This window comes from Sphingomonas yabuuchiae (assembly GCF_001477495.1).
Taxonomy (GTDB): Bacteria; Pseudomonadota; Alphaproteobacteria; order Sphingomonadales; family Sphingomonadaceae; genus Sphingomonas; species Sphingomonas yabuuchiae_A.
This window is the reverse complement of the sequence record NZ_LDTF01000049.1, coordinates 21768-43101: the sequence shown is the minus strand read 5'-3', so window position 1 is coordinate 43101 and position 21334 is coordinate 21768. Positions and strand designations below refer to the sequence as shown.

The following is a 21334-nucleotide window of genomic DNA, read 5'->3' as shown; positions in this document are numbered from 1 at the left end:
GCTTATTGTCCAGCGTTGCCGGGGCCCGCCGGATTCCCGGTGGCGCCCTGCGCGGAGGTGGAGGACTGGGCGGGGGTGGAGGCGTTGTCGGCCGGACCCGTCACCGCCTCGGCGGCATTGGCCTGGGTGGCTTCGACCTTCGAGCCCTCGGCGCCCGGTTGCGGGATGACCGAGGCCGACGGCGCGACCGAGCCCGGCATCTTGCCGCCCTTGGCCGCGACCCAGGCGGCGAACTGCGCCGGGGGCACCGCCTGTACCGCGATCGGCATGAAGGCGTGGCGCGCGCCGCACAGTTCCGAACATTGCCCGAAATACAGGCCCGGCTTCTCGATGGTGAAGCTCGTCTCGTTCAACCGGCCGGGCACCGCGTCCAGCTTCATCCAGAAGGCCGGGATCGCCCAGCTGTGGATCACGTCGTTGGACGTGGTGATCAGGCGGATCGGCACCCCGACCGGCAGGACGATGCGATTGTCGACCGCCAGCAGGCGCGGGCCGTCGGCATCGGTGCGCGCCCGCTCACCCGGCGCCACCTGATCCTTTTCCTTCAGCATGTTGGCGGTGATCTCGATCCCGCCATGATCGGGGTATTGATAGGTCCAATACCATTGGTTGCCGATCGCCTTCAGCGTGACGGCGCCAGCGGGGGCGGGCTTGAACTGCGCCTGGAGCAGGCCGATCGAGGGGATGGCGATCAGGACGAGGACCACGACCGGCCCCAGCGTCCACAACACCTCGATCAGCGTGTTGTGGCTGGTCTTGGACGGCACCGGATTGGCGGCGCGGCGATAGCGGAACACGACCCAGGCGAGCAGCAGCAGGACGAGGACGCAGATCGCGGTGATGACCGGGATCAGGATATGGTCGTGCATCCGGTGCGCGCGATCGCCGTTCTGCGTCACCTGCGGCTGAAGTCCGAAGCGGCCGTCGATCGGCAGGCCGACATTGGGATCGATCGTCGTCGCGGGGGCACCGTCCTGCGCCAGCAGCGGGCTGGTCGGCGCGGCGGTGGCGGGGGCCGCGGCGCTGGTCGGCGCGGTGTTGGAGACGCCCGCCCCCTCGGCGGCGGCCTGCGGCGCGGGGGCGGCTTGGGGAGCGGGCGGCGCGGCCGGAGTCGCGAAGGCGACACCCGACAGCGCGGCGCATCCCATCCCGGCGGCGATCGCGATCGCCTTCATGCGTTTGGGCATCCTCATCCTCCGGGGTCCGGACATGCGCTTGACCTCGCTCATCCCGCTCTCGTCTCCCATCTCCCTCACCCGTCCATCGGTCGTCCGACGGTCTTGGGGCGGGGCCTCATGTCGTTTTTGTTAGGGGGACTATAGCACGGGACTTCGCCCCCTCAACCCTTGAGCGCACATGCCAGATTGCGCGGGGGGCGGGGCGATCCTATGAGGCCGGGTCATCTGACCGATGCCGGAGTTGCCCCATGACCGATGAAGACGTCCTTGCCGAGTTTCGTGCCGCCGAGGCGCTGCTCGAGGGGCATTTCATCCTTTCCTCCGGCCTGCGCAGCCCGCGCTATCTGCAATGCGCCCGCGTCCTGATGGACCCGGCCCGCGCCGCCCGTCTCTGCGAGGCGGTGGCTGCGAAGATCCCGGCCGACATCAAGGCGCAGATCAGCGCCGTCGTCGCCCCCGCCATGGGCGGCGTCATCGTCGGCCATGAAATGGCGCGCGCGCTGGGCGTGCCGGGCATGTTCCTGGAACGGCCCGAGGGAACCTTCCACCTGCGCCGCGGCTTCCGCCTCGAGCACGGGCAGAAGGTGCTGATGATGGAAGACGTGGTGACGACCGGCCTGTCCAGCCGCGAGGCGATCGCCGCCATCGCGCGCGAGGGGGGCGAGACGATCGCCGCCGCGTCACTGGTCGACCGTTCCAACGGGACGGCCGATCTGGGCGTGCCCTTCTTCCCGCTGATCCGGCTGGACGTGCCGAGCTACAGCCCCGACGATCTGCCGCCCGAACTGGCCGCGATCCCCGCCATCAAGCCGGGGAGCCGCGCGGCGGCATGACCGAGCACTTACGCCTGGGCGTCAATATCGACCATGTCGCGACCGTGCGGAATGCGCGCGGGGCGGGCTATCCCGATCCGGTCGAGGCGGCGCTGGTCGCGGCAGAGGCGGGGGCGGACGGCATCACCGCGCATCTGCGCGAGGACCGGCGCCACATCACCGACGACGATATCGCGCGGCTGTCGGCGGAACTCACCGTGCCGCTGAACCTGGAAATGGCCGCGACCGAGGAAATGCTCGCCATCGCGCTGAAGCATCGCCCGCACGCCGCCTGCATCGTCCCCGAAAAGCGCGAGGAGCGCACGACCGAAGGCGGCCTCGACGCTGCCGGGCAGCGCGAATGGCTCAGCCCCATGGTCGCCAAGCTGGGCGAGGCGGGGATTCGCGTGTCGCTGTTCATCGAACCCGATCCCCGTCAGATCGAGGCGGCGCTGCATCTGGGCGTGCCGGTGGTCGAACTGCACACCGGCCGTTATGCCGAACTGGATGGCGAGGCGCGGACGCACGAACTGCGCCGCCTGTCGGATGCGGCGGCGCTGGCGGCGAAGAACGGGATCGAGGTTCATGCCGGCCACGGCCTCACGTACGACAATGTCGCCCCCATCGCCGCGATCCCGCAGGTGCGCGAGTTGAACATCGGGCATTTCCTGATCGCGGACGCGGTATTCGTCGGCCTGCCGGAAGTCGTGCGCAAGATGCGCGCCGCGATGGATATCGCGCGGTGAATCCTCCCCGGCACGGGGAGGGGGACCAGCCGCAGGCTGGTGGAGGGGGAGCGCCCCAAATGGCTCCTATGGTGGAGAGCCCCCTCCACCATCGCTGCGCGACGGTCCCCCTCCCCGTACCGGGGAGGATTTTGTGATTATCGGTCTGGGCTCCGACCTGTGCAATATCGAGCGTATCCAGGCCGCGCTCGACCGGCATGGCGGGCGGTTCGAGGCGCGCTGCTTCACCGATATCGAGCAGGCCAAGGCCGCCAAACGCCCCTTCACCCGCGCGGGCACCTACGCCAAGCGCTTCGCCGCCAAAGAGGCCTTTTCCAAGGCGGTCGGCTCGGGTTTCTCGCGGGGCGTGTTCATGCGCGACATCGGCGTCGTCAACCTCCCCGGCGGTGCGCCGACCCTGCATTTGACCGGCGGCGCGCGCGAACGGCTTGACGCGATGACGCCGGAGGGCCACGTCGCCCATATCCACTTGACCATGACCGACGATCACCCCTGGGCCCAGGCCTTTGTCGTGATCGAGGCACGACCGGAAGTTTCCGCATGAAGGACGCGGTGTTGGACACGAACCAGGGCTCGCCCGCTGATCCCACGGTGAGCGCGCCGCCGCCGCCTGCGCAGACGCCGCCCGCCAGGAAGAAGGGCACCGACTGGTGGGCCGAGGTCAAGGGGCTGTTCTGGCTGCTGCTGATCGTGCTGGGCTTCCACAGCTTTATCGCCAAGCCCTTCTACATCCCGTCCGAATCGATGCTGCCGGGCCTGCGCGTCGGCGACCGGCTGGTCGTCAGCAAGTTCGCCTATGGCTGGTCCTATATCTCGCCGACCATCCCCAACCCGGTCGCGATCTTCAAGTCGGTGGTGCTGCGCCAGCCCGAGGCGAGCTGGAGCTATCAGCTGCCCTTTATCCATGGCCGCGTCTTCGGCTCGGTCCCCAAGCGCGGCGATGTCGTGATCGTGACTCCGCCGGGCACGCATAACGACTATATCAAGCGGGTGATCGGCCTGCCCGGCGATACGCTGGCGGTGCGCGACGGCACGGTGATCCTGAACGGCAAGCCGGTGCAGCGCGGGCCGCTCCATTATATCGACATCCCCATCGACACGAACAGCCCGTGCACCGACTATGGCGATCAGGCGCGCGTCCGCACCGCGAACGGCCAGTGGGTCTGTCACCTGCCGATCGTGACCGAGACGCTGCCCAATGGCCGCCGTTACGACACGGTCGAAATGGGCTGGAGCCCGGGGGACAATTACCCGGCGATCACCATCCCGGCCGATCACGTCTTCCTGATGGGCGACAATCGCGACCGTTCGGCCGACAGCCGCTTCTCGCTGACCGAGCTGGGGCTGGGTGGGGCGGTGCCCTATGAGAATATCGGCGGCCGGGCCGAGTTCGTGACCTTCAGCCTGGACGGCGACACGACGCTCAACCCCGTCACCTGGTGGACCTCGCTGCGGTCGGGCCGGGCGGGCCTGTCGCTGCACCCGACCGCCGTCAAGGCCGGCGACGGCGCCACGCCATGAGCGACCAGGCCCCGCTGACCGACCGTCCGGCACCGATCGAGTTCCGGGAAGGCTTTGTCCGGCGGGAGCTGACACGCGCGGCGATCTGGCTGGGGCTGATCGCCGCGATGGCGGTGACGGTCCTGCTGGTCCAGCCGCTGCTGGTGATCTTTGCCGGGCTGGTCTTTGCCACGCTGCTCGACGGCGGGGTCCGGCTGCTCGGCCGGGTGTTGCCGATCGGGCGCGGGTGGCGGTTGCTGATCGTCGTGCTGGCGGTGGTCGTGTTCCTGCTCGGCACCTTCTACCTGACCGGTGTCGAGATGACGCAGCAGGTGACCCAGCTGCGCTCCACGCTGGAGACGCAGGCGGGCAAGGTTACCGGCTGGCTGTCGTCGCAGGGGCTGATGCCCGGCACGTCGGACATCAATGGCCTGTTGAAGCAGTCGGTGGGGTCGATCGGCAAGCTGACCTCCTGGGTCGGCACCGCCGTGGGCGCCGTCACGACGATGTTCATGATCCTGATCATCGGCCTGTTCCTGGCGATGGACCCCGAAGGCTATGCGCGCGGCCTGCAATGGTTCGTGCCGCGGGCCGCCCGCGCCGAATTCGCGATCACGCAGGGCCGCGTCATGTTCACGCTGCGCCGCCTGCTCGCCGGGCGTCTGCTGGGCATGGCGGTGGAGGGGGTGCTGACCGGCATCGCGCTGATGATCGGCGGCGTGCCGATGGCGCTGCTGCTGGGCATTATCGCGGGCATTCTGGCCTTCATCCCCAATATCGGGGCGATCATCACCGGCACGCTGATGATCGCGGTCGGCTTTTCGGCCGGTAGCGATGCGGGTTTCTGGGCGATCGGCACCTATCTGATCGTGCAGACCTTCGACGGCTATGTCGTGGTGCCGATGGTCGCCAAGCGCACCGTCGATCTGCCGCCCGCGCTGACCCTGTCGACCCAGATCATGGCCAGTGCGTTGTTCGGTATCCTGGGGCTGGCGCTGGCCGATCCGATGACCGCCATGGCCAAGTCCGCGCTTCAGCGTCGCTCGGAGCGCGAGGCGGAACAGGACAAGGACATAGGCCGCGCCGAGGCCGATATTCAGTAAGCTCCGGCCGCTCTACCCGGCTAGCACAGGTTCCAGCGGCCCCGTTTCGCCCAGCCTGCGGCGGGCACGGGCGGCGACGATCGAGTCGAACAGCGCCAGATAGCGCTCGGCCGAATCCTGCCCGGGTTGCGGCACGGGTTCGGGACGCGGTGCCACGGGATCGAGCCAGTGGCGCAGCGCCGCGACCAGGGCGCCCAGATCCTCGCGCGGGACGATGGTGCCCATCGCGCGATCGGACACGATCTCATGCACCGCCGGGCTCGAGTCGGTGCTGACCACGGGCGTGCCGACGGCCAGCGCCTCGCGCAGCACGCCGGGCACGCCCTCATAGTCGGAGGGCAGGGCGACGACCTGCGCCGCCGCCATCGCGGCGGGGGCATGGGCGCTGTGGCCGGGCAGCGAGACCCGGTGCGACAGGCCCAGTATCTCGATCTGGGCGGTCAGGGCGGCGCGCAGGCTGCCCTCGCCCAGGATGGTCAGGCCGATATCCTTGGGCAGATGGGTCATCGCGGTGATCAGCCGGTCCCAGCGCTTCTGCGGCTCCAGCCGCCCGACGCCCAGGATGCGGCGACCCGGCATCGCGGCACGGGGCGCGGCGGCCGCATCGAGCGGTGTCGGCGGATTGGGAATCACCGCGACCGACAGCCCGGTGGCGGCTTGCGCCGCGCGCGCGGTCGCCGGGGTCATCGCGACCAGCGCGTCCAGGAACAGCCGGTGCCCCGCCAGCCATTGCCGCTGTCCCCAGGCGATCAGCGGCTGCTGGTCGCCGCGATCGACCGCATTGGACATCTTGGCGACGATCGGCGGGCAGGCTTCGGCCAGCCGCGTGCGTGTCCAGGCGGCCATGGCGGTATAGTGATTGCCCGGACAGAAGACGATATCGGGCCGCACCCGCTCGATCGCCGAAGGCAATGCACGGCACAGCCCGCCATAGCGTTGATGCCCCAGCGTCACCGTCTCGACGCCCAGCGGAACGCCGCCCTGGAACTGGCCGTCCTCGTCGCCCAGGATCAGCGTGACGCGCCGTCCCCGGTTCAGCCAGCCCGGCAGCATCCGCCCCAGCGCCGCCTCGACGCCGCCACGCATGGCCAGGGCATAGGTCAGGATATGATCGGCGGGCATAGGCTCCGGGGGAGAAGGGGCGGGTCGATAATGGGAGCGCTAATCGCCGCTTGTCGCTGAATTATGTCAGTTTCAGCCCTAAGGTGGACACAATCGCGCGACAGAGGATGAATTCTTATTCAGGTGCGAGACAGCAGTGTTGAGGTTAGCGGGCGCCACCGGCGAACGCCGCCGAGGAATCTCCATAACGTGCAGAATGAACGAGATGATCCCATGACCCCGCAACAGGCCCTGCCTGTCGGCTCGGCACCCGGTGCTGGCGGTGACAGCGGCCCGGTGGCGCGCGACATGGCCGCGCTGGAACCGTTGAAGACGGTCAAGAACCGTTGGCCCGCCATTATCGGCGGCGTGCTGACGCTCGCCATGATCGTCGGGCTGGGACACGAACTGCTCGGCCGCGGTCTGGTCGGCCTAAGCCATTCGGTGCCGACCAATCCTTTGTTCTACATCGTCTTTGTCGGCCTCTACATGGCGCTGCCGATCGGCGACTATATCATCTTCCGGCGGCTGTGGGGCATCCCGTTCAGCGGCATGGCCGCGCTGATCCGCAAGCGGATCGCGAACGAGGTGGCGTTCAGCTATTCGGGCGAGGCCTATTTCTACGCCTGGGCGCGCGCGAACGCGAAGATGGTCGCCGCCCCCTTCGGCGCGGTCAAGGATGTCGGCATCCTGTCCGCCATTGCGGGCAATGCGATCACCCTCCTCATGATCGGCCTGGCCCTGCCGGTCGGGCGCGAGCTGCTGACGACGGAACAGCTGCGGCTGGTCTGGGGATCGATCGCGATCGTCATGGCGACCTCGCTGCCCTTCCTGATCTTTTCGCGGCGCGTCTTCTCGCTGGATCGCAAGACCCTGTGGTGGGTCTTCATGGTCCATTGCGTCCGCCTGATCGCCAATTCGCTGCTGGTCGCGCTGGCATGGCATTACGGCATGCCGAGCGTGTCGCTGGGCATGTGGCTGTTCCTGTCGGCGGCGCGCCTGCTCGTCTCGCGCCTGCCGCTGGTGCCCAACAAGGACCTTCTTTTCGCCAATTTCGCGATCCTGTTGATCGGGCAGGATCAGGAACTGAGTGAACTGATCGCGTTCACCGCGGCGCTGACCCTGCTGGTCCATGTCGTGTTGATCGCGGGGTTCGGTGTGGCGGCACTGGTTCGGAAGGTACGCGCATGATTCGCGTGATGAAGATGATGGTGGCGGCGACGATCGGCCTGGCGGTGGTGCCGCAGGCGGCGGGCGCGCAGGTGTTGGGCAGCGATGCGGCGGCCTGCACCGGCGGCGGCCCGGCGATCCTGGCGCGGATCGAGGGGTTGAAGGATCGCAAGGGCAATCTGAAGCTCGAACTCTATCCGGCGAACGAGGAGGATTTCCTGGCGGACGACGGGGTGCTGGAGCGCGCGGGCAAGACCTTCCGCCGCGTTCAGGTGCCGACCCCGGCGAGCGGCGGCCCGATCGCCTTGTGCATCCGCGTGCCGCGCCCCGGCCGCTATGCCCTGCTGTTCACCCATGACCGCGACGGCAAGAACAAGTTCAATTTCTGGAGCGATGGCGCAGGCTTCCCGGCCAATACCAAGCTCGGCCGCCGCAAGCCGCCGCTCGCCTCCGCGCTGATCGACGTGCCCAACGGGGTGGCGACGACGACCATCCGTGCCCAATATCTGCGTGGGCTGGGCGGTTTCGGTCCGGTGGAGTAAGGAACAGGCGATGCGCATCGTCGACGTCAACGAATTCTACTCCCCCACCGGCGGGGGCGTGCGGACCTATATCGACCGCAAGATGTCGATCCTGGCCGAGATGGGTCATGAGCTGATCGTGCTCGCGCCGGGCACCGAGGACCGGGTCGAGGAGCGTCCCGGCGGCGGCAAGATCATCTATGTGAAGGCGCCGCGCCTGATCCTGGACACCAATTACGGCATGTTCTGGGACTCCGCGCCCGTCTGCCAGCTGCTCGACGAGCTTGACCCCGATATCGTCGAGGTCTCCTCGCCTGCCAAGCCCGCCTGGTTCGTCGCCAGCTGGCAGGGGCGCGCGAAGAAGGTCTTCTTCATGCACAACGACAATGTCGGCACCTATCCGGTCCGCTGGCTGGATGGGCTGGTCGCGCAGGAGCGGGTGGAGGACTGGTTCAGCTGGTACAGCCGCTACATGAACCGTTTCCTCGACCATTACGACCTGGTGCTGTCCAACGGCCCGGCGCTGGTGAAGCGCCTGGGCAAGCGCGGCGTGCGGGTGGACGAGGGGATTCCGTTGGGCATCGAGCGGCATTTCTTCTCGCCCGACCACCGCGACGAACGGCTGCGCGCCGCGCTGCTGGCCCAGTGTGCGTTGCCGGAGGACGCGCATCTGCTGCTGGGGCTGGGGCGGCATCACCCCGAAAAGCGCTGGCCGATGGTCATCGATGCGGTCGAGCGCGTGGCCTCGACCCGGCCGGTCGGCCTGATCCTGATCGGCGGCGGCGTCGCCAGCCGGACGCTGGAGAAGCGGATCGCGGGCAGCCCCCATATCCGCCTGTTCCGCCCGGTCTATGACCGCCCGCGCCTCGCCCGGATCATGGCCAGCTGCGACGCGCTGGTCCATGGCTGCGAAACCGAGACGTTCGGGCTCGTGGCGTCCGAAGCGCTGGCCTCCGGCTTGCCGCTGGTGGTGCCCGATTATGGCGGGTGCGCCGAAGTGGCGAGCCCGCTCTTCGCCGAAACCTTCCGCGCGCGCGACGGTGCCGCCTGTGCCGAGGCGATCGAGCGGTTGCTGGCGCGCGACCAGCGCGTGCTGCGCAACGCCGCGCGCGTGGCGGCGGGCAAGGTGTTCAGCGACCGCGATCATGCCGAGGCATTGATCGCGCGCTATCAGCAGTTGCTCGACGAGGGCGAGCAGCTGCAGGCCGTCGCCTGAGCCGGAACAGAGCTTTCGTAGCCCCCGAGAGTCTGTCATCATGACAAAAATGTCATGGGATACGGTCGATGAGTCGTGGCTTCGCAGTCGTGATCGGCATCATGCTGGCATCCTCGGGCGCCGCACAGGCGGCCGACCGTCCCCCGATCGAAAGCTGGGGCAAGCCTGGCATCGCTTTCGACCAGTATCGCGCCGATTCGGTCGAATGCGCCAAGATCGGCTATTTCCGTGACGTATCACAGGACGAACCCGCAAAGCGGTTCATCACGGGCTTCACGGCGGCCGACAACAACCTGAACAGCGGCGGCAATGCCAGCGATTGGATCAATTCGATCCTGCGGACTCAGCCCGACCGACAAAAGCGCCGACTTCATGCGATCCAGCTCGGCGATGTCGAGCCTTGCCTGGCGGACAAGGGCTATTCCCGCTTCCGGCTCTCGCGCAGCGAGGTGAAGACGCTGAAACGCTACCCACGCGGGTCGGAGGCGCGGCACCGCTACCTCCATACCCTCGCTACGCGCTGATTCAGGCGGCGAGCAAATCCGCGTAGCGGGACGGCGTATGGGTCTTCGCCAGTCGCGCATAGGTCTTGTCGATGCTGTCGAGCAAAGCGGGCACGCCATTGTCGCCTGGATGCACCGCGACTCGGGCGACCGGGGTGGGGCGCAGGCCGTGGCGCAGCACGGCGGCGGCGGCGAGCGAGCTCAGCTGGCGTCCGCGCGAACGACTCGCCCAGGTGACGACGGGGCCACGCGCGATGACCTTGCCGTCCATGGGCGTCCAGACGCGGAAATGATCCTCGGCCAGCCCGAAACCCGCATCGCCCAAGGCCAGACGTGCCTCGTCCGAATAGAGCCAGGCGGGCGCGATGAAGCCGGTCGCGCGGCGGCCTATGATATCCTCGATCAGCGCGGTGCCGCGCTGCATCCGGCGCAGGGCTTCGGCGCGGGGCAAGCCGACGAATTCGCCTTCCCCCGCAGTCATATGCTTGGCCTTCATCGCGGTCTTCGAGTCGGTATGGACCATGTCGTCCTTGTGCGACCAGCCATGGACGAACATCTCGATCCCCATGTCGGCCCAGTCGCGCAGGCGCGTGGCGAAGGGTGTGCCGGGCGCGATCGGCGCGCTGTTCCAATGGTCGGGGATGACCAGCATGGCCAGGCGCGGGCCGCCCAGATGCCCCGACAGCCGGTCGAACAGCGCATCGACCGCCCCCTCGAAACGGGGGGACACGTCATGGATCGAGGCGAGAAGGCGTTTCATCGCGCGGATTTATAGACGCTGATCGTCTCATTGCCCATCGGCAGTTTCGCCGCCAGCCGATAGCCATCCGCCATCGCCGCGAGCACGCGGGCATGGGCTGCGGGCCGCTCGCCATTATAGGGCGGGCGCATCACGACGACGGCGGGGTGTTGCGACAGGATGCGGGTGATCTCGCTATCCTGATCGACGCCGGTGGCCCCGGCCTCGCGGGCGCGGCTGAGATGCGCGGGCACGATCCAGCGCGACAGGGCGCAGCGCTGGGTCGCGACATAGAGCATGGTGCTGCCCGAATAGACATAGAGGCAGCCCGGCCCCTTGCCGACCGCCTGGGACAGGGCCGCGAACTCGGTCGCGTCGCCGCGCTCGTGGCGCAAAGACAGCAGCACGATCTGCCCGGCCAGTGCCACGGTCAGCAGCAGGGCAGGGGTCTGGCGCCGCCGCCAGTCCTCTCGCCCCAGCATGGCGGCCGCGGCGGTGCAGGCGGGGAGCAGGATCGGCAGGCCATAATGGTCGAACCACGGCCGGAATATTAGCACCCCGATGATCGCGGCGCCCAGCCAGACGGCGAGCAAGGTCCGCTCCCGGTCGCGCTCCGCTCGCTTCAGTCCGAGGACCGCTAGTGTGACCACGGGCGACAGGATCAACACCATCTGGCCCAGATTGCCCGCCAGTTCTGCCAGCGGATCGGGGTTGCGGTGAAAGATCGACAGGAAATTGGCGTAGAGAAACGCATCCCACTGCCCGATCGCGGCATAGACGCCCGCCGCCAGTGCGGTAGGAGCCAGCGATACCGCGACAAGCGCCGTGCCGTACAGGACCAGCGCGACCGGCGACCGGCTCCGTCGCCATTCGCTGGTGAGTAGCCACAGGCCGAAGACCATCCCCTCGAACACCGCCGAATATTTGATCTGGAGGACAAGGCCGACCAGCGCCATCGCGGCAAGCCCCAGCGTCCGGGAGCCGCGCCGATTCGATTCGAGAATCGTCCAGGCGGCGCCCATCATCAGCAGATTGTAGAAGACCGGCGCCTGACCGCCCTGACCGCCCAGCAGGTCGAGCCAAAGGATATAGGCGACCCCCGCCGCCGTGGCGCCCGCGCCCCAGCCGAGCCGCTCCGCCATGCGCGCGATCAGCCAGCCGGTCGCAACGACGCTGGCCAGTGCCATGGCTTGATAGGCCCAGATGCCCGCCGGAAAGCCGAAGGCGGCGGGTAGGGCGTAGAGCAGGAACAGCCCGACCGGCTTGCGATCCCACACATCGACGAACGGCCATGCGCCGTGCCACATCGAATGGCCGGTGAAGAAGTAGAACTCCTCATCCACATGGACCACCGGATTCCCGAAGGTCAGCGCGCGGGCGAGGATCGCGACGGCGAGGAGGATCAGGAGGCGGTGGGCGCCAGAATGGTTCGCTGAAGGCTTTGGCGAGATCGACATTAGGAAGGGTCCAGAACATTCCTCCCCTGGAAGGGGAGGTGGCGCGCACAGCGCGTCGGAGGGGTGTCCCGCTCTCGATAGGGGGGATACCCCTCCGTCAGGCCTTCGGCCTGCCACCTCCCCTTGCAGGGGAGGAAAAGCATCAACGCGTCGCCGTCACGAAATAGTCGAGCGCGGTCGAGTCGCTGACCATGAATCCCTTTGTCGGCGAATAGCTCAGCCCCCGCACGTCACGCACCGTCAGCCCCGCCTCGGTCAGCAGGCCGGACAGTTCGTCGGGCGTCAGGAACTTCGACCAGTCATGCGTGCCCTTGGGAATCTTGCCTGTCCCTTCCGCCAGCGTGATCAGCGCCAGCTTCGACAGCGGCGTGCGGTTGGGCGTCGACAGGATCATCAGCCCGCCGGGCGCCAGCGCATCGGCCAGCCCACGGACGAATCGCGCCGGATCGGCGACATGCTCGATCACCTCCAACGAGGTCACGAGGTCGAAGGTCTCGCCCGCCAGCCCCTCGACGCTGCCTGCGCGATAATGGATTTCCAGCCCCGATTGCGCGGCATGGGCGGCGGCGACCGCGACATTCTCCGGTGCGGCATCCAGCCCCGTCACCTCCGCGCCGAGACGGGCGAGTGGCTCGCACAGCAGCCCCGCGCCGCAGCCGACGTCGAGCGCCCGCTTGCCCGTCAGCGGCGTGAAGCCCTGTCCGTCCGCATCCCAGTGCAGGTCGATCTGTTCGCGGATGTAACGCAGCCGCGGCGGGTTGAGTCGGTGCAGCATCGCGCTCGACCCCTTGGGGTCCCACCAATCGGCCGCCATCTTTCCGAAATGTGCGGCTTCGGCCCCAATAATGGTAGAATCGTTCAAATGGCTTGCGTTCGTCATGGGGGCTACCTATCAGGACCGCCGTTTTACCCCAAGGAGATTGGCAAAAACCGCATGGCCCGTATCGTGATGAAGTTCGGCGGCACCTCGATGGCCGGAATCGAGCGCATCCGCAACGTGGCGGCGCGGGTCAAACGCGAGGTGGAGGCGGGCCATGAGGTCGCGGTCGTCGTCTCTGCAATGGCGGGGGAGACCGACCGGCTGGTCGGTTTCTGCCGCGAGGCCTCGTCGCTTTACGATCCCCAGGAATATGACGTCGTCGTCTCGGCGGGCGAACAGATCACCAGCGGGCTGCTGGCGATCACGCTCCAGGCGCTGGGCGTCCCCGCCCGGTCGTGGCTGGGCTGGCAGCTGCCGATCCATACCGACACGGCGTTCGCCAAAGCGCGGATCGGCGAGATCGACACGACCGCGCTGGACGAAAGCCTCGCCAGCGGCGTGGTCGCGGTGATCCCCGGCTTCCAGGGCGTGGCCGAGGGCAACCGGGTCACGACGCTGGGGCGCGGCGGATCGGACACCAGCGCGGTCGCGGTCGCGGCGGCGATGAAGGCGGAGCGGTGCGACATCTATACCGATGTCGACGGCGTCTACACCACTGATCCGCGCATCGTGCCGCGGGCGCGCAAGCTGTCGAAGGTCACCTATGAGGAGATGCTGGAACTCGCCAGCGTCGGCGCCAAGGTGCTCCAGACCCGCTCGGTGGGTCTGGCGATGAAGGAACAGGTGCGCGTGCGGGTGCTCAGCTCGTTCGACGACGCACGGGACGAAGACGGACATCGCGGCACGTTGATCGTGGGCGAAGAGGAAATCGACGATATGGAACGCCAGCTCATCACCGGCATCGCGCATGACAAGAACGAAGCTAAGATCACCCTGACCGCCGTGCCGGATCGCCCCGGCGCGGTCGGCGCGATCTTCGCGCCACTCGCCGATGCGGGCATCAATGTGGACATGATCGTCCAGAATATCGCGCATTCGACCGGCTCGACGGACGTGACCTTCACCGTCCCCTCGGCCGACCTGGCGCGCAGCCTGGACGTGCTGGAAAAGGCGAGCGGCGACATCGGCTATGCCAGCCTGGTCCACGACACGCGGGTCGCCAAGATTTCGGTCGTGGGCGTCGGCATGCGCAGCCATGCGGGCGTGGCCTCGACCATGTTCCAGACGCTGGGCGCGCGCGGGATCAACATCCTCGCGATCACCACCTCGGAGATCAAGGTCAGCGTGCTGATCGAAGAGGACTATACCGAACTGGCGGTGCGCGTGCTGCACACCGCTTACGGCCTGGACGCCGAAGCGGCCTAAAGGCTTCCCCCTCTCTGGGCTTAGCTTGGGGAGGGGGCTTTCGTCCACGCGAAGCCGCGAAGACGCGACGCGTCTTCAAAAAGATTGGTTCGCGCGGAGGCGCGGAGACGCGGAGGTGTTGAATCCAGCCGCGTCGCCGCTCCTTTTTCAACCATCGGCGATCAAGTGATGGCGCTGCCGCGCGCAGGTCATCTCCGCGCCTCCGCGTCTCCGCGCGAACAAACTCTTCGCGTCATCGCGGCTTCGCGTGAACCAAATCTTGCCGTCCGCCGCGCTCCACGGCATGGAGCGAAGATGACCGACACCCTCACCACCACCGGCGAACAGCGTCTCGCCACCCGCATGGCGCGCGGCGCGGAATTTCTGGGCGCCGAGATGGCGATCATGGCGGGGGCCATGTCCTGGGTGTCGGAGCGCAACCTCGTCTCCGCCATGTCGAACGCGGGTGGCTTTGGCGTGATCGCCTGCGGCGCGATGACCCCCGAACTGCTCGATACCGAGATCGCCGCGACCAAGGCGATGACCAGTCGGCCGTTCGGCGTGAACCTGATCACCATGCACCCGCAGCTGTTCGACCTGATCGCGGTGTGCGGCCGTCACCAGGTCGGCCATGTCGTGCTCGCCGGCGGCCTGCCGCCCAAGGGCGCGCTGGAGGCGATCAAGGAGACGGGGGCCAAGGTCATCTGCTTCGCGCCCGCCTTGTCGCTGGCCAAGAAGCTGATCCGCTCGGGCGTCGATGCGCTGGTGATCGAGGGTATGGAGGCGGGCGGCCATATCGGCCCGGTGTCGACCAGCGTACTCGCGCAGGAGATGCTGCCTGAGATCGCGGATCAGGTGCCGGTCTTCGTAGCGGGTGGCATCGGCCGGGGCGAAGCGATCGCCGCCTATCTCGACATGGGCGCGGCTGGGGTCCAGCTCGGCACGCGTTTCGTCTGCGCGACCGAATCGATCGCGCACCCCAATTTCAAGAAGGCGTTCATCCGCGCCTCGGCCCGCGATGCGGTGGCGAGCGTGCAGATCGACCCGCGCTTGCCGGTCATTCCCGTCCGCGCGCTGAAGAATGCGGGCGGCGAGCTGTTCACCGCCAAGCAGCGCGAAGTCGCGCAGGCGCTGGACGAGGGCAAGGTCGCGATGATGGAGGCGCAACTCCAGATCGAACATTATTGGGCGGGCGCGCTGCGCCGCGCGGTGATCGACGGCGATGTCGAGCATGGCTCGGTGATGGCGGGCCAGTCGGTCGGCATGGTCACGAAGGAAGAGCCGATCGCCGACATCCTGGCCCAGCTGATGACCGAAGCCGCCGCCGCCCTGGTCGCGCGCGCGGCGTAAATTCATTCCTCCCCGTGCCGGGGAGGACCTCCAACCCCCTGACATACGCCTCGTTTCATCGCACAGGTTACGACGTGTTAACCTTGTTTCGGCATGACGTCGCCGATAACCGGGGGGGGGCGGGGTTTTCCGAGGATCAGGGTCATGGCGAGTTTGCGTATCGTATCGGGTTTGGCGATCGGCCTGTCGCTGGCGGGATGCGCCGCGCGCGAAACCGCCAAGGTCGCGCCGCCGCCGGTCATGGTCCCGGCCCCGCCGCAATATGTCCGCGCGCCGATGCCCGCCGGTGCCACGCCGGGCATGCGAATCCCGGCTTTGCTGCCTGACGGCAATTACGCCACGCCCAATCGCTCGCTGACCAGCGCCGCCACCGTCTGGCACCTGCGCTCGGGCCTGAACGTCGCCGCGCTGGCCTGTCGCGGGCCGGATGAGGGGCAGATCGTCACCCGCTACAACACTATGCTGACCGTCCAGCGGATCGAGCTGGCGGCCGCGGAAAAGCGCTATTCGGCGGAATATCAGGCGCAAGGCGGCGACTGGCGCGACAGCTATGACGATGCGATGACCCGGCTGTACAATTTCTTCTCGATCACGCCCGTCCGCAAAACCTTCTGCGCCGCCGCCGACGAAGTGCTGGCCGATATCAGCACCGCCCCGACCACCGCGTTCGACATGAAGGCGGCCGAGCGGCTGGACAAGCTCAACGCGCCCTTTATCGCCTTCTTCCGTGCCTATGACGCCTGGCGCGCGGGCACGATGGTGCCGGTGCAGCAGGGCGTCGCCCCGCTGTCCATCGCCAGCAGCGCAGCCCCCGCCGTCGCCCCCGCCAGCGCGCCGAGCGGTCCGGTCCTGTCGAGCCAGCCGGTGCCCGCCGCCAAGCCCTATACCCCGCCGGTCATCAACCCGCCGTCGCTGAAGGTCGATCCCGCCGCGATCCAGTAAGTCTCAGTCGACGATCCAGAACAGCGATTCGACCGGGCGTCCCAAGGCTCGCGCCAGCTTGAGTGCGAGCAGGGTCGAGGGCTGGAAGACGCCGTTCTCCACCGTATTGATCGTCTTGCGGCTGACCCCGATCGCCTCGGCGAGCGCGCCTTGGGTCAGCCCCGCCGCCTCGCGTGCAGCCTTCAGGTCGTTGCCCAGCGTCTCGTTCATCGACCGGCGCGAAGCTCCAGCGTCGAAAAGGCGACCAGCGCGGCCATGAGTCCGGCGGTGACGACAACCCGTCCCGCCGAGATGGCGTCGAGGGGCAGAAGCGCGGCGACGACGATGGTCGCGGTAGCGGCCACGAGCATGGTCTAGAAGCCTGCCGCCAGACTCGACCGCCGATGGTCGCGCGTCGTTTCGTCGTTCATCAACCGGGCTAACGGTCCGCATCGGCTCCAGCGGAACGGCAAAGCAGTGAGGTTAAGCGCCGTCAGCCCGATCATGACGAACCAGGGTACCAGCCGCCCGGCTCCGTCGCTATGTCCCCGAATTGCCAAGACGGCGGATGCTAGAAGAGTCACCGCCAGCAGATAGCCTATGATCGCCCGTGCCCGGCTCTTGCGTTCGGCATTCTCGACGAGACCCATCATGACTCTCCTGTAACCTATAGGTATCATGTAACCTGTAGGTAACAGGCGTGCAAGTGCCTTCCTTCCCCCGGACGGATGGGTTAACGGGCAGTCACCATGACGGTGACAGGAGAAGACCAGCCGAAGGGCGGCCGCTTCGAGGGGCATGAGCATCGCTTCGCGGTGCGCGTCTATTTCGAGGATACCGACCTGTCGGGCGTCGTCTATCACGCCAACTACCTCCGCTACATGGAGCGCGCGCGCTCCGACATGCTGCGGGTCGCCGGGATCGACCAGCGCGCCGCGCACGAGGCGGGGCAGGGTGCCTATGCCGTCACCGACATCGCCATCCGCTATGCCGCCTCCGCTCGGCTCGACGACGACCTGGTCGTTACGTCCAGACTGATCGAGGTCAGTGCGGTTCGCGTCGTCATTCATCAGACAGTCAGGTGCGGGGCGGTCAAGCTGACCGACGCACACGTGACCGTCGCGTGGGTCGGCCCGAACGGTCGCCCGCGTCGGCAGCCCGCCGACTGGATCGCCATCTACCAACGCCTTGTCTGGCAAGGGGACACCCAACACCCATGAATCCCGTCTTCAACATGGATGCCGCCAGTTTGTCGCCCGTCGCGCTGTTCATCCACGCCGACTGGGTGGTGAAGTTCGTGATGATCGGCCTGCTGCTCGCCAGCATCTGGACCTGGACGATCATCGTCGCCTTTTCGCGCAAGCTGGCGCGCACGAAGAAGGGCATGACCCGGTTCGAGCGTGATTTCTGGAAGGCCGAGGATATCGACGCCTTTCACCGGATGGAGCAGGACAATGAACTGCCCTCCGCACGGGTCTTCTCGGCGGGCGTGCAGGAATGGCGGCGCTCGACCGCGGGCGGGCATATCGACCGCGACGGCACGCGCGAGCGCCTCGCCACTGCGATGGGATCGGCCGTGGCGGGGGAGATCGACAAGCTGTCCGACCGGCTGAACGTGCTGGCCACGGTCGGGTCGGTCGCGCCGTTCGTCGGGTTGTTCGGCACCGTCTGGGGCATCATGCGCAGCTTCACCGGCATCGCGCAGGCGCAGAACACCTCGCTGGCGGTGGTAGCGCCGGGTATCTCGGAGGCGCTGTTCGCCACCGCCATCGGCCTGTTCGCCGCCATCCCGGCAGTGATCGCGTACAACCGCTTCAGCCACGGCGTGAACCGGGTGGAGGCGTCGCTGAACCGCTTCGCCGACGGCTTCCACACCACGCTCAGCCGCCAGCTCGACCAGGCGCGTTGAAGGGGTAACGGCGATGGCCATGAACCTTCCCTCCCGCTCCGGCCGGGGCCGCCGCGCGCCGATGGCGGACATCAACGTCACGCCCTTGGTCGACGTGATGCTGGTGCTGCTGATCATCTTCATGGTGACCGCGCCGCTGCTGACGTCGGGCGTGCCGGTGAATCTGCCCGACAGCCGCGCCAAGGCGCTGGACCAGGAACAGAAGCCTGAGCAGATCGCGATCGACGAACAGGGCCGCATGTTCCTGAACGATGACGAGATCACCGAAGGCGACTTGCCCGCCAGGCTTGATGCGATCGCCGCGCGCAAGGGCCCCGACGGACAGGTGCCGCAGGTCTATCTGCGCGCCGACCGGGCGCTGGATTATGGCCGGGTGATGCGGGTGATGGGCGAGCTGAACCGCGCCGGGCTGAACCGCGTGTCGCTGGTCACCGTTGAGGGCGGACCGACACAGGGAGCGGGCGCCCGCTGATGGAGCGTGGGGAACGGACCGGACTGGCGATTGCGGTCGCAGGGCATATCGTCCTGTTCGGCCTGTTGTCGGTCGGCTTTCTGTCGACGCCGAACCCGGAAAAGCTGAAGGTCACGCCGATCGACATCTCGCTGGTGAAGGATGTCGCGCTGGAAGCCGCGTCGCCGACCCCCAACCAGCAGGCCGCCCAGTCAATCGCACCCGAGGAAGGGGCGCCCGAGGACGCTGCGCCGCCCGAGCCGGTCGAGGCGGAGCCGGAACCCCAGCCCGCGCCGCCGCCCCCGGCGCCCCAGCCGAAACCGCAACCCAGGCCACAGCCGAAACCCGAACCGGCCAAGCCCGAGCCGCGCCCGGAACCCAAGCCGCAGCCCAAGCCGGTCGAAAAGCCCCGGCCCCAGCCCAAGCCCCAGCCGAAACCAAAACCCGCGCCCGCCAAACCGGCCCCGGCCAAGCCGGTGCGCGAGGCCAAGCCCGCACCCGCCGCTCCGGCCAAGCCCAGCCCGGCGGCCAGGCCCTCCACGGCCAAGCCCGCCACCCAGGCGCGGGGCAGCGGCCAGAGCCAGACGGCGACCACGGCCAAGCCGCGCGGATCGCGCCTGGGGGACAATTTCCTGAAGGGCCTGTCGCCCGACCCGTCGCCGTCCAAGTCGGAAGCGGCCCCGGCGGCGAAGATGGGTGCGCAGCAGCTGGCCAATATCGCCTCGGCGATCCAGCGGCAGGTCCAGCCCTGTGCCAATCGGCAGGTGACGCCGGGACCGGGCGCGGAGAAGATTCGCGTTGCGATCAACCTGCACATCAACCGCGACGGCAGCCTGGCCTCCGAACCGCGCGTCGTCGGCCATACCGGCGTTGACGGCGAGAATGACCGCTATGTCGACCGCGTCGACGCGCTGGCGATCGCGACGTTCAAGGGCTGCTCGCCGCTACGGGGGCTTCCGCAGGAACTGTACGACATTCCCAATGGCTGGCGGAACATCACGCTGCGCTACAAACTTCCGGGTTGAGGATGATGCTTATGCCCCGTTCCCTGCTGACTCTTCCGCTCACCCTGGCGCTGGCCGCCAGCGCCGTGGGGGCACAGGATGTGCCCGCGCCCGCAACCCAGGATCAGGCCGCTCCCGCCGCCGGGCAGCAGTCCGCCGCCCAGCCCGCCAACGGTCAGGAAGGCCTGGTCGTCGATGTCGAGGGCGGTATCTCCGCGCCGATGCCGATCGCAGTCCCGGCGATGCCGACCAGTGCGGTGGTGCAGACCCCGGCGGGCACGACCGATGTCGTGGGGCAGAAGCTGTCCGAGATCATCGTCAACGACCTGCGCAATTCGGGGCTGTTCACGCCGATTCCCCCTGCGCAGCTGCGTACCGTGTCCTTTCCCGAAGTGACCGCGCCCGCCTTCGACTATTGGAACGGCACCGGCGCGCAGGCGCTGGTCCAGGGCTATGTCCGCGCCAATGGCGACGGCACGCTGACGGTCGGCTGCTATCTCTATGACGTGCTGGCCAAGAGCGAGCTGGCGCGGCAAGGCTTCGTCGTGACGCCGGGGGACTGGCGGCGCGCGGCGCATAAGTGCGCCGACACCATCTACACCAAGCTGACCGGCGAAGGTCCCTATTTCGACAGCCGCATCACCTATGTCTCGGAAACGGGGCCCAAGGCGCGTCGCATCAAGCGGCTGGCGATCATGGACCAGGACGGCGCGAACCACCGCTTCCTGACCAACGGCCAGTCGATCGTGCTGACCCCGCGCTTCGCGCCGAACCAGCAGTCGATCGTCTATATGTCCTATATCGACAAGCGGCCCGCCATCTATGTCTATGACATCGGCACCGGGCGCCAGCGTCTGGTGGTGCAGAACGCCGCGACGACCTTCGCGCCGCGATTCTCGCCCGATGGCCGCTGGATCCTGTTCTCGATGGCGCAGGGCGGCAATACCGATATCTATCGCGTCTCGTCGCAAGGCGGGGCACCCCAGCGCCTGACGAACGCGCCGGGGATCGATACCGGCGGCAGCTATTCGCCCGATGGATCGAAGATCGTATTCGAGAGCGATCGCTCGGGCGGGCAGCAGATCTACGTCATGAACGCCGACGGCTCGAACCAGCAGCGGATCAGCTTCGGCGGCGGGCGCTATGCCACCCCGGTATGGAGCCCGCGCGGCGACCTGATCGCCTTCACCAAGCTGGGCGGGGCGTTCCGGATCGGTATCATGAATCCGTCGGGCGGCGGCGAAAAGCTGCTGACCAACAGCTGGCAGGACGAAGGACCGAGCTGGTCGCCCAATGGCCGCGTCATCACCTTCCAGCGCTCGACGCAGGGGTCGTCGGGCAAGGCGGATGTGTGGATGGTCGACCTGACCGGCGTGAACGAGCGTCGCATTCCGACGCCGCTCGACGGGTCGGACCCCGCCTGGGGGCCGCTGCGCCAGTAAAGAGTTGCGCCAGTTGAGAGTTTCGGGGGTTCCACCAGTCTGTAGGG

25 protein-coding genes are annotated in these 21334 nt (G+C 67.7%); 17 read left to right on the top strand and 8 right to left on the bottom strand.

Annotation, left to right across the window (positions count from 1 at the left end):
* Positions 1-2: 2 nt before the first annotated feature.
* On the bottom strand, positions 3-1187 hold the full coding sequence (coxB, locus tag NS355_RS10180; protein WP_430727008.1) for a cytochrome c oxidase subunit II: 1185 nt from the start codon (positions 1185-1187) through the stop codon (positions 3-5).
* Between the two features lie 239 nt (positions 1188-1426).
* Between coxB and pyrE the strand changes: the two genes are divergently transcribed.
* The 5 genes from pyrE (at position 1427) to NS355_RS10155 (ending at position 5339) form a co-directional block, all read left to right on the top strand.
* Positions 1427-2011 carry an orotate phosphoribosyltransferase gene (gene pyrE, locus NS355_RS10175; RefSeq protein ID WP_058745605.1) on the top strand — a complete coding sequence of 195 codons (585 nt, stop codon included), beginning with the start codon at positions 1427-1429 and terminating at the stop codon, positions 2009-2011.
* Entirely contained in the window at positions 2008-2736 is a 729-nt protein-coding gene (locus tag NS355_RS10170) for a pyridoxine 5'-phosphate synthase (protein WP_058745604.1), read from the top strand. Before pyrE ends, NS355_RS10170 begins: the two co-directional genes overlap by 4 nt.
* A 133-nt stretch (positions 2737-2869) precedes the next feature.
* Positions 2870-3280, top strand: a complete 411-nt coding sequence (gene acpS, locus NS355_RS10165) for a holo-ACP synthase (protein WP_058745603.1) — start codon at positions 2870-2872, stop codon at positions 3278-3280.
* On the top strand, positions 3277-4257 hold the full coding sequence (lepB, locus tag NS355_RS10160; protein ID WP_058745602.1) for a signal peptidase I: 981 nt from the start codon (positions 3277-3279) through the stop codon (positions 4255-4257). The genes acpS and lepB overlap by 4 nt, the downstream gene beginning before the upstream one ends.
* On the top strand, positions 4254-5339 hold the full coding sequence (locus tag NS355_RS10155) for an AI-2E family transporter (protein ID WP_058745601.1): 1086 nt from the start codon (positions 4254-4256) through the stop codon (positions 5337-5339). The genes lepB and NS355_RS10155 overlap by 4 nt, the downstream gene beginning before the upstream one ends.
* 12 nt (positions 5340-5351) lie before the next feature.
* On the opposite strand, the gene NS355_RS10150 is transcribed toward NS355_RS10155, so the two are convergent.
* Positions 5352-6461, bottom strand: a complete 1110-nt coding sequence (locus tag NS355_RS10150; protein WP_058745600.1) for a glycosyltransferase — start codon at positions 6459-6461, stop codon at positions 5352-5354.
* Positions 6462-6674: 213 nt separating this feature from the next.
* On the opposite strand from NS355_RS10150, the gene NS355_RS10145 reads away from it, so the two are divergent.
* From NS355_RS10145 to NS355_RS10130, 4 genes are all read left to right on the top strand, one after another.
* The gene (locus NS355_RS10145) at positions 6675-7631 is read left to right on the top strand and encodes a hypothetical protein (protein WP_244489638.1); all 957 of its coding nucleotides are present in this window, start codon (positions 6675-6677) and stop codon (positions 7629-7631) included.
* On the top strand, positions 7628-8152 hold the full coding sequence (locus NS355_RS10140) for a DUF2141 domain-containing protein (RefSeq protein WP_058745599.1): 525 nt from the start codon (positions 7628-7630) through the stop codon (positions 8150-8152). The genes NS355_RS10145 and NS355_RS10140 overlap by 4 nt, the downstream gene beginning before the upstream one ends.
* A gap of 10 nt (positions 8153-8162) precedes the next feature.
* Positions 8163-9347, top strand: a complete 1185-nt coding sequence (locus tag NS355_RS10135) for a glycosyltransferase (RefSeq protein ID WP_058745598.1) — start codon at positions 8163-8165, stop codon at positions 9345-9347.
* Positions 9348-9415: 68 nt separating this feature from the next.
* Positions 9416-9871, top strand: coding sequence for a hypothetical protein (locus NS355_RS10130; protein ID WP_058745597.1), 456 nt, complete (start codon positions 9416-9418; stop codon positions 9869-9871).
* A gap of 1 nt (position 9872) precedes the next feature.
* Here the strand turns inward: NS355_RS10130 and NS355_RS10125 are convergent, their stop codons facing one another.
* The 3 genes from NS355_RS10125 to ubiG form a co-directional block, all read right to left on the bottom strand.
* Positions 9873-10610, bottom strand: a complete 738-nt coding sequence (locus NS355_RS10125) for a polysaccharide deacetylase family protein (RefSeq protein WP_058745596.1) — start codon at positions 10608-10610, stop codon at positions 9873-9875.
* Positions 10607-12046: a hypothetical protein gene (locus NS355_RS10120; RefSeq protein WP_058745595.1), complete on the bottom strand. Its 1440-nt coding sequence runs from the start codon at positions 12044-12046 to the stop codon at positions 10607-10609. The genes NS355_RS10125 and NS355_RS10120 overlap by 4 nt, the downstream gene beginning before the upstream one ends.
* 142 nt (positions 12047-12188) lie before the next feature.
* A complete protein-coding gene (gene ubiG / locus NS355_RS10115; RefSeq protein ID WP_084787821.1) occupies positions 12189-12926 on the bottom strand; it encodes a bifunctional 2-polyprenyl-6-hydroxyphenol methylase/3-demethylubiquinol 3-O-methyltransferase UbiG in 738 nt (245 codons plus the stop codon).
* A gap of 54 nt (positions 12927-12980) precedes the next feature.
* Between ubiG and NS355_RS10110 the strand changes: the two genes are divergently transcribed.
* The 3 genes from NS355_RS10110 to NS355_RS10100 all read left to right on the top strand — a co-directional run bounded on the left by NS355_RS10110 (position 12981) and on the right by NS355_RS10100 (position 16502).
* Complete coding sequence (locus NS355_RS10110) at positions 12981-14231, top strand: aspartate kinase (protein ID WP_058745593.1); 1251 nt, start codon at positions 12981-12983, stop codon at positions 14229-14231.
* Between the two features lie 342 nt (positions 14232-14573).
* A complete protein-coding gene (locus NS355_RS10105; RefSeq protein WP_058745613.1) occupies positions 14574-15560 on the top strand; it encodes an NAD(P)H-dependent flavin oxidoreductase in 987 nt (328 codons plus the stop codon).
* Positions 15561-15704: 144 nt separating this feature from the next.
* A complete protein-coding gene (locus NS355_RS10100; RefSeq protein ID WP_153008183.1) occupies positions 15705-16502 on the top strand; it encodes a hypothetical protein in 798 nt (265 codons plus the stop codon).
* 3 nt (positions 16503-16505) lie between these two features.
* On the opposite strand, the gene NS355_RS10095 is transcribed toward NS355_RS10100, so the two are convergent.
* From NS355_RS10095 to NS355_RS10090, 3 genes are read right to left on the bottom strand one after another with little or no spacing between them, the layout of a single operon-like run.
* Complete coding sequence (locus tag NS355_RS10095) at positions 16506-16712, bottom strand: helix-turn-helix transcriptional regulator (RefSeq protein WP_058745591.1); 207 nt, start codon at positions 16710-16712, stop codon at positions 16506-16508.
* Positions 16709-16852: a hypothetical protein gene (locus NS355_RS19000; RefSeq protein ID WP_167345440.1), complete on the bottom strand. Its 144-nt coding sequence runs from the start codon at positions 16850-16852 to the stop codon at positions 16709-16711. Before NS355_RS19000 ends, NS355_RS10095 begins: the two co-directional genes overlap by 4 nt.
* A 3-nt stretch (positions 16853-16855) precedes the next feature.
* Positions 16856-17134, bottom strand: a complete 279-nt coding sequence (locus NS355_RS10090; protein ID WP_058745590.1) for a hypothetical protein — start codon at positions 17132-17134, stop codon at positions 16856-16858.
* A gap of 96 nt (positions 17135-17230) precedes the next feature.
* Here NS355_RS10090 and NS355_RS10085 point away from each other — a divergent pair, with 96 nt between their 5' ends.
* Genes NS355_RS10085 through tolB form a run of 5 tightly spaced genes read left to right on the top strand, consistent with a single transcriptional unit; the run spans position 17231 to position 21287 of the window.
* A complete protein-coding gene (locus NS355_RS10085) occupies positions 17231-17701 on the top strand; it encodes a YbgC/FadM family acyl-CoA thioesterase (RefSeq protein WP_058745589.1) in 471 nt (156 codons plus the stop codon).
* Entirely contained in the window at positions 17698-18390 is a 693-nt protein-coding gene (tolQ, locus tag NS355_RS10080) for a protein TolQ (RefSeq protein WP_058745588.1), read from the top strand. Before NS355_RS10085 ends, tolQ begins: the two co-directional genes overlap by 4 nt.
* A 13-nt stretch (positions 18391-18403) precedes the next feature.
* Complete coding sequence (gene tolR / locus NS355_RS10075; protein WP_058745587.1) at positions 18404-18862, top strand: protein TolR; 459 nt, start codon at positions 18404-18406, stop codon at positions 18860-18862.
* Positions 18862-19866 (top strand): hypothetical protein, encoded by a 1005-nt coding sequence (locus tag NS355_RS10070; protein ID WP_058745586.1) that lies wholly within the window; start codon positions 18862-18864, stop codon positions 19864-19866. The genes tolR and NS355_RS10070 overlap by 1 nt, the downstream gene beginning before the upstream one ends.
* An 11-nt stretch (positions 19867-19877) precedes the next feature.
* Complete coding sequence (gene tolB, locus NS355_RS10065; protein WP_058745612.1) at positions 19878-21287, top strand: Tol-Pal system beta propeller repeat protein TolB; 1410 nt, start codon at positions 19878-19880, stop codon at positions 21285-21287.
* Positions 21288-21334 lie beyond the last annotated feature (47 nt).